We start from the raw sequence: 14,246 nt of genomic DNA, 5'->3' as shown, positions 1-14,246 counted from the left end.
GGACGGTGCGCATGGGCGCGCGTTCAGCGGTTGGCGGCCTCGAAGGGGTAGCGCAGCTGCCAGCGCGCGCGCAAGGTGTCGGTGAGCGCGAGCATGCGCAGGCTGTCGGCGTGCAGCATCTCGATGCAGTCGCGGCGCCCGGCTCGGATCGCGCGCACGGCGGCGGCGACCTCGTATTCGTATCCGGTCAGCTGCGCCGGCACGTCGATGTGGTCGACGAGCGTGTGGTCGGCGTTGTAGACGTCGATGGCGCTGATGTCGTTGATGTTCGCGCAGTCGATGTAGCCGTTCGTGCCGCGGATGTGGCCGGCGCGATCGGACGCGCACATCATCGACGACGTCGCGTTCGCCATCGTGCCGTCGTCGAAGTACAGCGTCGTCGCGTTCTGCGCGTCGACGCCGGTCGGCAGCGGCGTCATCGACGTGACGATCTTCGTGACCTCGCGTCCGCCGATGACCATGTCGATGAAGTTGAGCGGGTAGACGCCGACGTCGAGCAGCGCGCCGCCGGCCAGGTTCGGGTCGGTCAGGCGCTTCTTGTGCGTCATCGGGTAGCTCAGGTCGGCGGCGATCGACGTGACCGCGCCGATCCTGCCGGAGGAGACGATGCGGTCGATGATCAGGCGCGACGGCATGAAGCGCGTCCACATCGCCTCGCCGCAGAAGCGGTTCGTCGCCGACGAGACGTTGAGCATGTGCCTCGCCTCGTCGACGTTGACGGCGAAGGGCTTCTCGACGAGCACGTGCTTGCCGGCCCGCATGCAGGCGACCGCCTGTTCGGCGTGCAGCGAATGCGGCGTCGCGATGTAGACGAGGTCGGCGTTCGGGTCGGCGAGCATGTCGCGGTAGGAGCCGTAGGAGGTGCGCAGGCCGAACTGCTGCGCGAACGCGCGCGCCTTCGCCGCCGAACGCGACGCGACCGCGTACGGCGTGACGAGGGAGGCGTAGCGCGCGTCGGAGGCCATCATCGCCAATGTGCGCGCCATCGACTGCGCGATGCGACCGGCGCCGAGGATCGCCACGTTGAGCGGACGTTCGTCGAGCTCGGTCTCGGCCGCCGCGTCGACTGCGGGCATCGTCGCCGCCGACGTCGTCGTGGCGGTCGCCGTCGTGCTGGTCGTGGCGGCGGTTGTGCCGGAGGTCTTGGTTGTGTCGGAGGTCTTGGTCGTACTGCCGGCTGGGGCGGGATCGGTCGGGGGAAGTGTGGTCGGGTCGTCGTGGATCGTGTCGGTCATGGGTCGGGTCCTTCGTTGCGGTCGGCGCATTGCGTCGTTGCACTGCGCGTCATGCCGTGCCGTCGCACCGCAGGGTTCGCGTTGTGCCGTCGTCGCGTCGCTGCGCGTGCTACGGTCGTCGTATCGTTTCGTTCGTTTTCTACGCTAGCGTGTCCGCGGCGCCGCTGCGGTGTTGTCTGCGAGCGCAAAACCGGCGCGCACTGCGCATTTGCCGCCATATCGACCAACGGCGTCCCGTCGCGTTCGCGGATTGCGGAGGGTTCGCGCATGTCGCGGGCGCGCGGCATGCGGGTGGCCGTCACGCGCCGGGCCGCGTGCGCCGATCCCGCTAGGATGGCGGTGTGGGCGATATGGCGGCATCGAAATCGAAGACGGCATCGAAGTACGCGCGGGGGACGCGCAGCTACACGATGTCGCGAATCCGCGGCAAGGACACGTCGATCGAACGCGTCGTGCGCAGCTATCTGTTCGCCCACGGCATGCGCTTTCGCAAGAACGACAAGCGCTATCCGGGGCATCCGGACGTCGTGCTGCCGAAGTACCGCACGATCGTGTTCGTCAACGGCTGCTTCTGGCACATGCACGAAGGCTGCTCCAAGCACTCGATGCCGAAGACGAACACGGCGTTCTGGCGCGCGAAGCTGCAGCGCAACCGCGAGCGCGACCGGCGGCAGCACGACGAGCTGCGGCGCATGGGATGGCACGTCATCGACGTGTGGGAATGCGAACTCGGCAAGGCGACGCGCGAAAGCCGGCTCGACCGGCTCGTCGAGCAGATCGTCGACGGCGGCGCCGACGCGCGCTCCGACGGCGATGCGGCGCGCACGCCGGTGTGCGGGAGTGGTGGCACAATGAATGCAGCGAAGAACGCAGTGGAGAGCCGCACGTGACGTGCGGCGCACGGCAAGGAGACGACGATATGACGGACGAAGCGCGTACAACGGCGCGTGCCGACGAGGCGGAGGACGCCGCGGCCGCGCAGCAGGTGGTGGACGATCGGGTCATGCGCGCGGCGGTCGGCACGACGCAGCCGCTGCCGCAGCCGAAACTGTCGAAACGCGCGCGCGAGGTGCGCCCGTTCCGCGCGATGCAGATCGGCGCGCGCGCAAACGTCATGATCGCCGCCGGCGAGGACGTCGTCAAACTCAACGTCGGCCAGCCCGACTACGGCGCGCCCGAACCGGTGCGCCTGGCGATGCGCGAACTGTACGACGGCCGCCCGCTGCCGTACACCGAATCGCGCGGACTGCCGCAGCTGCGCGAACGGATCTCGCGGTTCTACGCGAAACAGCACAACGTGAACGTCGACCCCGAACGCATCATCATCACCGAAGGCGGCTCGTCGGCGCTGCTGCTCGCCGCCGCGCTCACCGTCGACGAAGGCGACGAGGTGATCATCGCCGACCCCTCGTATCCGACGAACCGCGAACTCGTACGCTCCTTCGGCGGCGTCGTCGTCGACGTGCCGACGAGCGCGACGACGCGCTTCCACCTGACGCCGCAGCTGCTCGACGACTACTGGTCGAAACGGACGATGGCCGTCATGGTGACGTCGCCGTCGAACCCGACCGGCACGACGATCGAGGCGGACACGCTGCGCGCCGTCTGCGACTACGCCGTCGAACACGGCGCCTGGCGCATCGTCGACGAGACCTACCTCGACCTCGCCGACGTCGAATCCGACGGCAGCCGCGTGCCCTCGGTGCTCAGCATCGACCCGAACGCGATCGTCTGCAGCAGCTTCTCGAAATACTTCGGCATGACCGGCTGGCGGCTCGGCTGGCTCGTCGTGCCCGACGACGTCGTCGACGCCGTCGACAGGCTCGCGACGAACTTCTTCCTCAGCGCGCACACGCCGACGCAGATGGCGGCGATGGCGTGCTTCGACGACGAGGCGCTCGCGGTCAGCGAACAGCGCAGGCTCGAACTGCTCGCGCGGCGCAAGATCGTCGTCGACGGCCTCGCCGACCTGGGACTGCCGGTCGACGTCGCGCCCAACGGCGCGTTCTACGCGTACTTCGACGTGAGTCCGACCGGACTGACGGCCACCGAGTTCTGCGAACGCGCGCTCACCGAGGCGCACGTCGCGTTGACGCCGGGCGCCGACTTCGGCGAGGCGACCGCGGACACGCATGTGCGACTGTCGTACGCGGCGTCGCGTGACGCGCTGCGCGAAGGACTCAAACGCCTCAAGACTTTCGTCGCCGGCCTGCGCGGACAGTGACGCCGGCCATGCCGAAGGCGTCCGCGGGACGCCTTCGGCATCGGGAGGAATCGAAACAACCACCCAGCAAAAGAGGACGCATGACGAATCCGAACACGCATTCCACCCGGCATTCCACCCGACTCGGCGTACTCGACATCGGCTCGAACACCGTGCATATGCTCATCGTCGACGCCGCCGTCGGCTCACGGCCCGAACCGGAGGCGGGCACGAAGACGACGGTGCGGCTCATGGACTTCCTCAAAGAGGACGGCTCGATCAGGAAAGCCGGCGTCGAGGCGCTGCTCAACGCCGTCGACGAATCGATGCAGCTCGCCGAACGCTACCAGATCTCGCAGCTGCTTGCGCTCGCGACGTCGGCGATCCACGACGCGGCGAACGGCAACAAAATCCTGCATCGGATCGAGGAGATCGTCGGGCAGCGCATCACCGTGCTCTCCGGCGACGACGAGGCGCGGCTCACGTTCCTCGCCGCGCGCCGCTGGTACGGATGGGACGCCGGCCGGCTGCTCGTCATCGACGTCGGCGGCGGCTCGCTCGAGGTCGCGGTCGGCTCCGAGGAGGAGCCGTCGGTCGCGACGAGCGCGCGCATCGGCGCCGGCATCGTCACGCGCGACTATCTGCCCGGCGGCATGGCGACGCCGAAGGAACTCGAGACGGCGCGCAAGCGCATCGCCAACGTCGCCGACGCAATCCCGACCGAGGACTATTCGAGCCACGCGGTGGGCACGTCGAAGGCGATCCGCTCGCTCGCGCGGCTCGCCGGATCGGTCATTCATCAGCCGGGACGCGAGGATGCGCTGTCGGTGGAACGCGAACAGCTCGAGGACTGGCTGCCTAGGCTGGCGAGCATCGACCCGGCGCAGCGTACGGCACTGCCCGGCATCACGCAGGACCGCGCGTTCTCGATCGTCGGCGCCGGCATCGTGGCCGTCGAGATCATGGACGCGCTCGGCATCAACGAGATCGAAGTGTGCCCGTGGGCGCTGCGCGAAGGCGCGATCCTGCGGTGGCTCGACCAGTACGGACGTACGCGGATCGGGTTCTGAACGAGCCTGCGCGGGCGGTGTATGGCCGCGCGGGCGGATTCGCGGAAGGATCAGTTCGTGAGCGCGGCGAGCTCGTTCTTCGCCTTGTGCAGTTTGGCGTAGATCTCGTTGCGCTGGGTGGGCGACTTCGCGCGTGCATGGTCGGCGGACAGCTTCGCGACGGCCGCCTCGAGCTGGCGGATCCGTTCGGCGCGGGCGATGCGCGCGTCGAGGTCGGCGCCGTCGACGGAACCGAGGATGATCTGCGAGCACAGCGACGCCCACAGTTCGTCCATCGTCGCGCCGTCGACATCGAGGAAGGTCTCGCCGCACGGCTCCCACGGGCCGTGGAAGATCCGGAAGGACGGCGTGTGGCCGGCGCGGCCCGGCAGCGCGCGGCGCACCGCGAACTGGCACTCCTCACGCGTCGCGCCCTCATGCTCCGCGGTGCGCACGACGGCGAAGACGATACCCGACTTGCGCTGCGAGGCGATGAGTTCGACGACGTCGTCCGGCGTCTCCTTGACGCCGTCGGCGAGCCTGAGGCCGAGGACGAGGATCTCCGGCATGCGCGCGCTTGGCTCCAGTCCTGTGTTCGACGGGCGCAGCAGCGCGAGCATTGTGATCGAGTCGACGGCATGCACCAGATGCTGCTTCGTCTTCGCCGACAGCGGCGCGGACGCCTTCGCGGCGAACAATCCCTTCGGCAGTATGCTTTTGGCCGCCGGGAAGGCGGTCTTGGGGGAGAGCCCCAGCGTTTCGGCGGTCAGTGAACCACATGCGGCCATCGTCATCGTGGGCCCTCTTTCCTAGCGGATTTCCTGGCGGATAGTGCGCGGATGCTGCCTTCCGCCCTTCCACTGTACCGGCACACGGCCACGGCCGGCCGCGGCATCTCATGTTCGCCGCGCCCGGGACGGACCAGCGTCCGGATTGGGCGCGGCCGGTGGGCAGGACGGACGCCGTTGGCCTGGGCGGCGGATATCGGCCATCCGCGCCGCCGTTTGCGGCACTCCCTGTCCTGCCGCGGCAGTGGACGCCGTCGCCCTGCGATCATCGCGGGTGCGGATTGCGCCGGTCGTGTTCGCTGGCGTCGACGATGGACGGGGCAGTAATGACAAAGCCGCGGCGGCGTAGAGGCCGACGCGGCTGATGGTGCCCTAGACGCGATTCGAACGCGCGACACCCGCTTTAGGAGAGCGGTGCTCTATCCACTGAGCTACCAGGGCGAACAACCTGACATTATACACATGCCCATGCATCCGGCACAACCGTGCGTCGCCGTGCCGGTCGTCATGCGCGTAGGAAAAATCAGCCGTGCGGACGATGCATGTGCGTCCTTCGCTGCGTTAGTGTGGAACACGTCGGCACACCACGCTCGCCGTACGCGCGGCGTCGGCGGACGGCCGCCCGGCACGGCCGCATCCGCAGCGCATGCCAAATACAGGAAAGAAAAAGGAGACGTATGACACGGCACAAGCATCCGGTTCTGGCGGCGCTCGCGGCGATCCTCGCGATCGTCGCACTGCTCGGCTGCGCGGCGCGGCTGCTGCCCGAGGACATGCAGTCGCTGCCATACGTGCCGTACGTGATCGCGTTGTCGCCGTGGTTCGCGCTCGTCGCACTGATCGCGTTCGTCCTCGCCTGCATCTCGCGCCGCTGGTTCACGGCGGTCGTCGCCTGCGCGTGCATCGCGCTGCAGGTGTGGTGGCAGCTGCCGTACTTCCGCAACGGACATCCGATCAGCGGCGCCGCGATGAGCGCCGTCGCCCAGGTCAAGCCGTCCACCGACGACGCATACGCGCGCGTCATGACGTGCAACGTCTACAAAGGACAGGCGAACGCGCAGGACATCGTCGACGCCGTGCGCGACCAGCGCGTCGAGGTGCTCGCGCTGCAGGAGACGACGGAACCCTTCCTCAAGGAGCTCGCGAACGCCGGCATCTACGACTATCTGCCGCATTCGACGATCGCCAACGCGAACCACAAGTACTACAGCAACGCGCTGTTCTCGTCGTCGCCGCTCGAATCGCCGGCGGACGCCGAATTCGAGTCGAGCGCATCCGACATGCCCGCCGGCACCGTCCTCTTCGACCATGGCCGCCTTCCCATCCGATTCGTCAGCGTGCACACGACGTCGCCGAGCACGAGCACCTGGGACCTGTGGCGCCGTTCGCTCGACGAGATGGACGTGCTGCGCTCGCGCACCGACGTGCACTACGTGCTCATGGGCGATTTCAACGCGACGACCGACCACGCGCCGTTCCGCCGACTGCTCGGCGAACGTTTCCAGGACGCGTCGGTGGCGAGCGGCCACGGCCTCGTCTTCACCTGGCCGGCGAACATGCGTTTCGTGCCCGCCGGAGCCGGCATCGACCACATCGTCACCGAACGCGGCGTGCGCGTCGGGCAGATCAAGACGATCCATATCCCCGGATCCGACCACGACGCGCTGCTCGCGACGCTCGAATTCGCGCAGTAGCCGCGCGCGTCGATTCCGCGGCGGATCCGCCGCTTACTGCAGGTTCGACTGCGTGCCCGCCGTCGCCGCCGTCTGCGCCTGCTGCGCCTGCGCGGCGTCGAGCTTGGCGCGCACCGTGTTGAGCAGCGACTGCGCGCGCTGGGCGAGCGCCTCGCCGATCTCCCATTGGCGCATCGACTCGTCGAGGCTCAGGCCGCCGTTCTCGAGCGCGCGCACGGCCTGCATGAGCTTGTCGCGCGCCTCCTCGTACGGCATGTTCGCGATGATGTCGCGTTCTTGTTGCGTCAGGCTCGACGCGATCTGCGGCTGCTCGGCCGCCGTGCTCTCGCCGGTTGTCTCCGTCGCGGTGACTTCGATGGTTTCCTCCGCCATGGCTGCTCCTTCGTGCTGGTTGATGGTTGGTTCGGTTGCGTTGTCTGTGATTGCGTTTTTATGACTGCGTATGTATTTATGGTTCGACGATCTTCGTCGTCTGCGCGACGACGGCGCCGCGCCGCAGCGTGACGGTGATCTCGTCGCCGACCTCGAGCTTCGCCGCGTCGTCGACGACGTGGCCGTCGGCGGTCTGTAGCACCGCGTAGCCGCGGTCGAGCGTCGACTGGGGGCTCAGCGCGCGCAATGTCGCCTCGAGCTTCTCGACGCGCAGCTGCTCGTCGTCGACGATTCGCGTCAGCCCGATGCGCATCGTGCGCACGGCGTCGTCGATCTGCCGCTGGTACGGGTCGAGCATCGTCTGCGGCCGCGTCAGGCTCGGACGGTTCGCGTAGCCTTCGACGAGCCGCGTCTCGTTGTTGACCATCGCGCCGATGCGCATGCGCATCGTGCCGATCGCGTTCGCGATGAGCTGCTGCTGCTCGCGCACGTCGGGCACGACGCGCTTGGCGGCGTCGGTCGGCGTCGAGGCGCGCACGTCGGCGGCGAGGTCGATGAGCGTCCAGTCGTCCTCGTGGCCGATCGCGGAGACGATCGGCGTCACGCATGCCGCCGTCGCGCGCACGACGCCTTCGTCGGAGAATCCGATGAGGTCCTCGAAGCTGCCGCCTCCGCGCGCGACGATGATGACGTCGACGTTCGGGTCGGCGTCGAGCCTGCGGATTGCGTCGATGACTTCAGGCGGGCACTGCGGACCCTGCACATGCACGTGCTGCACGGTGAAGTCGACGGTCGGCCAGCGCAGCATGACATTCGTGATGACGTCGCCCTCGGCCCTCGCCTGCGGCGCGCAGATCAGGCCGATGTTCTTCGGGAACTCGGGCAGCGGCACCTTGTTCGAGGCGTCGAAGAGCCCTTCGCCCTTGAGTTTGCGGCGCAGCTCGTCGATCTGCTCCTTGAGGTCGCCGACGCCGACCTTGCGGATGTCGTCGCCGCGCAGGCTCAGCCTCGTCTGCTTGACCCACAGGTCGGCCTTGCCGTGCACGACGACGCGGTCGCCCTGCTTGAAGCCGCGCGCCATCTGCGCGAACGCGCCGAAGCCGTTCACCGAGATCGAGACGTCCTCGAAGTTGTCGCGCAACGTGATGTACACCGACGTCGCGCGGCGCGCGTTGATCTCGACGATCTGCCCTTCGATCCACACCGTCGGCCAGCGTTCGATCACGTCATGCCATTTGCGGCTGAGCAGATTGACCGGCCACGGGTGCTCCGGGGTCGTGTCGCGCGCGTACTTCGGCAGCTCGTCGAGCGGGCGCGGTCCGGCGGCGGCGCCGTCCGCTCCTGTCCATGGGGTGCCTGAAGGCCGTCCCGCCATGCCATATCCGTTGTTCCAAGACATGGTTCTAGGTTCCATCAGCGAAGGGACATCGTCCGTATCCTGTACGGCGTGTCAGGGCTGATTCCGCCGCCTCGGTGGCGTTTCACGGCGGCCATGGCGGCGGTGTCGCTATGATGATTCCCGCTCAGCGAACACCGCGCCGAGTGACGAAGGCCACACCGTCGGGAGGCATCGTGGATTTTCGGCACTGTTTCAACGAAAGTTCCATATTTAGTGATTGTCTGACGTCTGTTGCACTACATATAGCGGCGCGTCGCTTGGCAGAAGGGCGTACAGTCTTATCCGTCAGCAAGACGTCCGGCATCGTCCGGACGCACGAAACGAGCCGGCCGGGCCGGCCCCGAAGCAAGGAGCAGCGAATGGAAGCAGAGGTACTGGAGGCGCCGATGACGCAGCCGAAGACCGCAGCGAAGGTACTCGTCGAGAAGCGCGACGGCCGCATCGTCGATTTCGACCCGGTCAACATCATCGTCGCCGTCAAGTCCGCGTTCGCCGATCTGGACAAGGAAGTCGGTCCCGAAGAGGAGCGCATGATCTCCGACATCGCCGATCAGGTGGAGGGCGAGATCAAGGAACGCTACAACGGCCCGGCGCGCATCGAGGACATCCAGAACCTCGTCGAGCATGCGCTCATCGACGACCATCTCTACGAGGTCGCGCGCACCTACACGACCTACCGTCTCAACAAGGACATCCAGCGCGCGAAGGCCACCGACATCAACGAGGCCGTCAAGCGTCTCGTCAACAAGGACGAGTCGCTCGTGCGCGAGAACGCGAACAAGGACTCGAACGTCTACGCGACGCAGCGTGACCTGCTCGCGGGCGCCGTCTCGAAGGCGTCGGCGTTCTCGATGCTGCCGGACGCCGTCGCCAACGCCCACATGAAGGGCGACATCCACTTCCATGACGCCGACTACTCGCCGTTCACGTCGATGAACAACTGCTCGCTGCCCGACTTCGGCGACATGCTGCGCCATGGTTTCGCGCTCGGCAACGCGATGATGGATTCGCCGAAGTCGATCGGCACGGCGGCCACGCAGATCACGCAGATCATCAAGGACATCGCGGGCGCGCAGTATGGCGGCCAGACCGTCAACCGCGCCGACGAGATGCTCGAGGAGTACGCGCGCCGCGACTATGCGAAGAACCTCAACATGGCTCAGGCGCTCATCCCCGATTCGATGCCGATCGAAGTGGCCGAGGACATGGTCAGGGGACTCAAGGCGCAGGAGCCGGACTGGCTGCACTTCGAGAACCGTGACCCGCTGCCGGCCGACACCGCCTTCGACGAGGAACTGCCCGAGATCGACCAGCTGCGTGAGATCTACGCGAAGATCATGACGCGCAAGGCCATCTACGATGCGATGCAGACGATGGAATACCAGATCAACTCGAACCGCGTCTCCAACGGCCAGACGCCGTTCGTCACCGTCGGCTTCGGCCTCGGCACGAGCTGGTTCGCCCGTGAGATCCAGCGCGCGATCCTGCTCAACCGCATCCGCGGCCTCGGCAAGGACCGCCACACGGCGATCTTCCCGAAGCTCGTCTTCACGATCAAGCACGGCGTCAACGCCGATGCGGGCGATCCGAACTACGACATGAAGCAGCTCGCGCTCGAATGCTCGACGAAGCGCATGTATCCGGACGTCGTGTTCTATGAGAACATCGTCAAGATCACCGGCTCGTTCAAGGCGCCGATGGGCTGCCGCTCGTTCCTGCAGGGATGGATCGACCCGGAGACCGGCGAGGACGTCGAGGACGGCCGCATGAACCTCGGTGTCGTCACCGTCAACGTGCCTCGCATCGCGCTCGAATCGCACGGCGACGTCGACCGCTTCTGGAAGCTCTTCGACGAGCGCATGGAGACCGCGCATCAGGCGCTGCAGTTCCGCATCATGCGCTGCAAGCAGGCGACGCCGGTCAACGCGCCGACGCTGTTCCGCTACGGCGCCTTCGGCCGCCTCGGCGCGAACGACAACGTCGACCAGCTCTTCCGCAACGAGCGCGCGACGGTGTCGCTCGGCTACATCGGCCTGTATGAGGCGACGTCCGTCTTCTACGGCAAGAACTGGATGCGCGACCACGGCTGGGATCCGCAGGGCAAGGAGTTCGCGCTCGAGATCGTGCGCCGCATGAACCAGCTGTGCAAGGACTGGTCGGCCGCCGAAGGCTACCACTATTCGGTGTACTCGACGCCGGCGGAATCGCTCACCGACCGCTTCAACCGCATGGACCGCGAGAAGTTCGGCGTCGTCGAAGGCGTCACCGACCACGACTTCTACACGAACTCGTTCCACTATCCGGTGTGGCTGCAGCCGACGCCGATGGAGAAGCTCGACTACGAGAAGGACTTCCCGTACTATGCGTCCGGCGGCTTCATCAACTACTGCGAGTTCCCGTGCCTGCAGGCCAATCCGAAGGCGCTCGAGGCGGTGTGGGACTACGCGTACAACATCGGCATCGGATACCTCGGCACGAACACGCCGATCGACCACTGCTTCGAATGCGGCTTCCAGGGCGACTTCGAGCCGACCGAGGAGGGCTTCAAGTGCCCCGAGTGCGGCAACTCCGACCCGGACAAGTGCAACGTGACGAAGCGCACCTGCGGCTATCTCGGCAACCCGGTGCAGCGTCCGATGGTGCACGGCCGCCACGAGGAGATCGCGCACCGCGTCAAGCACATGGCCGGCGAGACCGGCCGCGTCACGCTCGCCGACGGCGAGACGCGCGAATGGTTCGAAGAGACGAAGTGAGCCGTTGACGCCCATGCGCAGCCGGTGCGATCGGCGTAATCGACACCGTCGATACGGTCGGCTCGGCCGGCGCGGATGACCGGAACACGGGCTCGGATGGACACATGGACACATTGGGGCGGTCGTAAGGCCGCCCCTTTTCGCGGTCTACAATCGGTAGGTCGGCAACGATGCGCGGCAGGCGCACAGGAGAGGACGGGACATGGCCCAGGAATGGCGCAGAACGGAAGGCACGACGAGCGCGGACGGTTCGGCGAGCGTCGTCGAATCGTCGACGGAACCGATGACCGACGCATCGGATTCGCCGCTCGACGACGCGCGACCGGTGCGGAAGAAGCCGCGGCTGCATGACTTCGCCGCCGGCGAGCGCGGCCGCGGTCCGGGAATCCCGACGCCGCTGTCGAACAATCCGAAGGCGGGGCAGTGGACGAGCGAGCGGATGAGCCACAACATGATCGCCGACTACAAGCGCTTCCTGATGACCGACGGAGAAGGCATCCGCTGCTCGCTGTACGTCTCCGGCTGCCCGTTTCACTGCGAACAGTGCTACAACGCGTCGATCTGGGACTTTCAGGCGGGGCATCCGTACAACGAGAAGCTCGAGGCGCAGATCATGGACGATCTTGCGCAGAGCTTCGTGCAGGGCATCACGTTCCTCGGCGGCGAGCCACTGCTCAACACCGGCGTGCTGCTGCCGCTCGCGCGCAGGATCCGCGAACGCTTCGGGCACACCAAGGACATCTGGTGCTGGACCGGCTACACATGGGAGGAGCTGATGCGCGACGGCGAAAGCGCCGACAAGATGGAGCTGCTGCGCGAGATCGACATCCTCGTCGACGGTCGGTATCTCAAGGACCAGCACGATTCGCTGCTGCAGTTCCGCGGCTCGCGCAACCAGCGGATCATCGACGTGCCCGCCTCGCTCGAGCGCGGCGAGGTCGTCATCTGGAGCAAACTGCACGACCAGGAGCGCTTCATCCCGGAGATCTACGGCCACGAGCGCGCCGCCGGCGAAGGCGACGCGAGCTGAGGTGGGGCTGGACGCATTCCGCGCAGCGTACCCATGCGCGTCATGCGACGCCGGCGGCCGTGCCGGCGTCCCGTGTCGCGTATGCGTGCGCGGTACATGACGCTGGCGGTGTTGCCGGCGTCACGTCTGGCGTATCCGTGCGCTGGAGGCGTCCCAAACGTGTGTGCCGGTGTCCGGTGTCGCGTATGCGTGCGCGGTGTGTGACGCCGGCGACCTTGCGGGCGTTCCGTCTAGCGTACCTATGCGCGGTGTGTGACATATGTGGCCACGTCGGCGTCCAGTGCCGCGTATCTAAGCGCAATCCGAGACGCGAATCCGCCGTTTGCACCTGCGCACGTGTACGGCCACACATGTCCCTGAATGCGGGCCTGATACACCTGTGTGACATAGAATATCGAAGAATGTTGCGTTTATTGCCTGCTTACTGCGCCTTTGCGGCCTGCGAGTCGATCCAATTGCTGACGGTGGCGATCGCCTCGTCGAGCGTCACTTTGGCGGCCTTGTAGATCTTCGAATTCGTGATCGGCGACAGGTCGAGCTTTTCGGCCGCGTCGATCGCCGACTGCAGGCCTTCGCTGATTCGCTTGCCCGCCTCGGAGGATCCGTACTGCTGCTTGACCGACGCGAGCAGTCCCTTCGCATGCTCGAGCGAATCCTTGAAGCCCTTCTTCGCCGCGGACGTATCGTCGTCGGCGTCGTCGGTGGTCTTGTCGGTCTTGTCGCCGTCCGCGCCGTCGGTCTCCGCGCTGCTTGATTCGTCGGTGCCGGAACCGCCGAGCCACTCCATCGCCTTTTTCCTCCAGTCGCCGCTGTCGAGCAGACTGCGCTGCTCTTCCTGCTGCTTCGTGATTTCACTGACCGACTTGTTGAGCGAATCGGTCGTGCTGTTGACGGTGTCGGCGACGAGATTGAGCTGTGTGATCGTCGCGTTCGTCGCGCATCCCTCGGTCGAGATGGTCTGTTCGGCGGCGGACGCGGCATCCGCGACCGCGTCGATCATGCCGTTGACGCCGAGCGCGTCGAGTACCCACTGCTGCGTCGACGACAGGTTCTTCGTCGTGTCGACGAGTTTCTTGCGTGCGGCGCTGAAATCGCTGACCGCCGTGCGGCACCGCACCAGCGCCTCGGAATGCTTGTTGCTGTAGACGATTGCGCCGCACACGCCGGCGATGAGCGCGACGACGACCACGACCGCCGTGACGATTGGCCACTTCCTGCCCGCCTTCCTGGGTTTCCCGTCGGTGTCCCCCTCTCCGTCGGCATTGTCGCCGTCGTGGGATGTCGGCGGCTGGGCCGGCGGGAAGCTGGCGGGGGTTGGCGCGGCGGGGCGCGGCGGCAACGCGGCCGTGACCGGCCCCTCGCTGACCTGCGTCTCGATGTCGATGCGCGTCGTCGGCATCGACTGTGGCATAGCCTCCGTCGGCGCCTCCTGCTCGGTCGGTTCGTATCTGCGTTCGGACATGGGCACCCCCGTATGCTGGTCTGCTGTCTGTCTATCTATGTCTATGTGGTCTACGTACGTCTTCTGTGCGCGCCATCGCCCGGCGTCTCCGCGTCGGGTAGCGTGCCTGTCCGCCACCCTGCGTGATGCCCGGCTGCGCGATACCGGTGATTCTAGCAGCGCCGCTTGGCCATCGGCATGGAATTGCCGGCATGCAGGGCCATCGACGGCCCCTGCCGGCATGTATCTGCGCTGAGGGAGAGCAACATGTGCGAATATGGC

11 protein-coding genes and 1 tRNA gene are annotated in these 14,246 nt (G+C 66.6%); 6 read left to right on the top strand and 6 right to left on the bottom strand.

Annotated features, from left to right (window positions below):
* Window positions 1–23: 23 nt before the first annotated feature.
* Window positions 24–1,076: a Gfo/Idh/MocA family protein gene (locus tag BcFMB_RS00745; RefSeq protein WP_099721664.1), complete on the bottom strand. Its 1,053-nt coding sequence runs from the start codon at window positions 1,074–1,076 to the stop codon at window positions 24–26.
* Window positions 1,077–1,585: 509 nt separating this feature from the next.
* On the opposite strand from BcFMB_RS00745, the gene BcFMB_RS00740 reads away from it, so the two are divergent.
* The 3 genes from BcFMB_RS00740 (at window position 1,586) to BcFMB_RS00730 (ending at window position 4,508) form a co-directional block, all read left to right on the top strand.
* Window positions 1,586–2,125: a very short patch repair endonuclease gene (locus BcFMB_RS00740; RefSeq protein ID WP_099720748.1), complete on the top strand. Its 540-nt coding sequence runs from the start codon at window positions 1,586–1,588 to the stop codon at window positions 2,123–2,125.
* Window positions 2,126–2,238: 113 nt separating this feature from the next.
* Complete coding sequence (locus tag BcFMB_RS00735; protein WP_099721663.1) at window positions 2,239–3,459, top strand: pyridoxal phosphate-dependent aminotransferase; 1,221 nt, start codon at window positions 2,239–2,241, stop codon at window positions 3,457–3,459.
* Window positions 3,460–3,539: 80 nt separating this feature from the next.
* Window positions 3,540–4,508: a Ppx/GppA phosphatase family protein gene (locus BcFMB_RS00730; RefSeq protein ID WP_232513817.1), complete on the top strand. Its 969-nt coding sequence runs from the start codon at window positions 3,540–3,542 to the stop codon at window positions 4,506–4,508.
* A 50-nt stretch (window positions 4,509–4,558) separates the two neighbouring features.
* On the opposite strand, the gene BcFMB_RS00725 is transcribed toward BcFMB_RS00730, so the two are convergent.
* Together BcFMB_RS00725 and BcFMB_RS00720 are read right to left on the bottom strand one after the other, a co-directional pair.
* Window positions 4,559–5,281: a DUF4391 domain-containing protein gene (locus BcFMB_RS00725; RefSeq protein ID WP_099720747.1), complete on the bottom strand. Its 723-nt coding sequence runs from the start codon at window positions 5,279–5,281 to the stop codon at window positions 4,559–4,561.
* 359 nt (window positions 5,282–5,640) lie between these two features.
* Window positions 5,641–5,716: transfer RNA gene (locus BcFMB_RS00720), tRNA-Arg, on the bottom strand.
* 236 nt (window positions 5,717–5,952) lie between these two features.
* Between BcFMB_RS00720 and BcFMB_RS00715 the strand changes: the two genes are divergently transcribed.
* Window positions 5,953–6,969 (top strand): endonuclease/exonuclease/phosphatase family protein, encoded by a 1,017-nt coding sequence (locus BcFMB_RS00715; RefSeq protein WP_024541083.1) that lies wholly within the window; start codon window positions 5,953–5,955, stop codon window positions 6,967–6,969.
* Window positions 6,970–7,002: 33 nt separating this feature from the next.
* Here BcFMB_RS00715 and BcFMB_RS00710 read toward each other — a convergent pair whose 3' ends face one another.
* Together BcFMB_RS00710 and xseA are read right to left on the bottom strand one after the other, a co-directional pair.
* Complete coding sequence (locus BcFMB_RS00710; protein ID WP_024541082.1) at window positions 7,003–7,341, bottom strand: exodeoxyribonuclease VII small subunit; 339 nt, start codon at window positions 7,339–7,341, stop codon at window positions 7,003–7,005.
* A 76-nt stretch (window positions 7,342–7,417) separates the two neighbouring features.
* Window positions 7,418–8,740: an exodeoxyribonuclease VII large subunit gene (gene xseA / locus BcFMB_RS00705; RefSeq protein WP_024541081.1), complete on the bottom strand. Its 1,323-nt coding sequence runs from the start codon at window positions 8,738–8,740 to the stop codon at window positions 7,418–7,420.
* Window positions 8,741–9,099: 359 nt separating this feature from the next.
* Between xseA and nrdD the strand changes: the two genes are divergently transcribed.
* Together nrdD and nrdG are read left to right on the top strand one after the other, a co-directional pair.
* Entirely contained in the window at window positions 9,100–11,493 is a 2,394-nt protein-coding gene (gene nrdD, locus BcFMB_RS00700) for an anaerobic ribonucleoside-triphosphate reductase (protein WP_099720746.1), read from the top strand.
* A gap of 283 nt (window positions 11,494–11,776) precedes the next feature.
* A complete protein-coding gene (gene nrdG / locus BcFMB_RS00695) occupies window positions 11,777–12,523 on the top strand; it encodes an anaerobic ribonucleoside-triphosphate reductase activating protein (protein WP_099721661.1) in 747 nt (248 codons plus the stop codon).
* 421 nt (window positions 12,524–12,944) lie between these two features.
* Here the strand turns inward: nrdG and BcFMB_RS00690 are convergent, their stop codons facing one another.
* Window positions 12,945–13,985 carry a hypothetical protein gene (locus tag BcFMB_RS00690; RefSeq protein ID WP_099720745.1) on the bottom strand — a complete coding sequence of 347 codons (1,041 nt, stop codon included), beginning with the start codon at window positions 13,983–13,985 and terminating at the stop codon, window positions 12,945–12,947.
* Window positions 13,986–14,246 lie beyond the last annotated feature (261 nt).

Origin of the sequence: Bifidobacterium choerinum, assembly GCF_002761235.1 — a bacterium.
GTDB classification, from domain to species: Bacteria; Actinomycetota; Actinomycetes; order Actinomycetales; family Bifidobacteriaceae; genus Bifidobacterium; species Bifidobacterium choerinum.
Note: the sequence above shows the minus strand (reverse complement) of the source record. Positions and strands in the feature narration are given on the sequence as shown.

Bases quoted from the DNA above. Each gene is read 5' to 3' on its own strand.
- BcFMB_RS00745 (WP_099721664.1), bottom strand. From the start codon at position 1,076: ATGCCCGCAGTCGACGCGGCGGCCGAGACCGAGCTCGACGAACGTCCG.
- BcFMB_RS00740 (WP_099720748.1), top strand. From the start codon at position 1,586: ATGGCGGCATCGAAATCGAAGACGGCATCGAAGTACGCGCGGGGGACG.
- BcFMB_RS00735 (WP_099721663.1), top strand. From the start codon at position 2,239: ATGCGCGCGGCGGTCGGCACGACGCAGCCGCTGCCGCAGCCGAAACTG.
- BcFMB_RS00730 (WP_232513817.1), top strand. From the start codon at position 3,540: ATGACGAATCCGAACACGCATTCCACCCGGCATTCCACCCGACTCGGC.
- BcFMB_RS00725 (WP_099720747.1), bottom strand. From the start codon at position 5,281: ATGACGATGGCCGCATGTGGTTCACTGACCGCCGAAACGCTGGGGCTC.
- BcFMB_RS00715 (WP_024541083.1), top strand. From the start codon at position 5,953: ATGACACGGCACAAGCATCCGGTTCTGGCGGCGCTCGCGGCGATCCTC.
- BcFMB_RS00710 (WP_024541082.1), bottom strand. From the start codon at position 7,341: ATGGCGGAGGAAACCATCGAAGTCACCGCGACGGAGACAACCGGCGAG.
- xseA (WP_024541081.1), bottom strand. From the start codon at position 8,740: ATGTCTTGGAACAACGGATATGGCATGGCGGGACGGCCTTCAGGCACC.
- nrdD (WP_099720746.1), top strand. From the start codon at position 9,100: ATGGAAGCAGAGGTACTGGAGGCGCCGATGACGCAGCCGAAGACCGCA.
- nrdG (WP_099721661.1), top strand. From the start codon at position 11,777: ATGACCGACGCATCGGATTCGCCGCTCGACGACGCGCGACCGGTGCGG.
- BcFMB_RS00690 (WP_099720745.1), bottom strand. From the start codon at position 13,985: ATGTCCGAACGCAGATACGAACCGACCGAGCAGGAGGCGCCGACGGAG.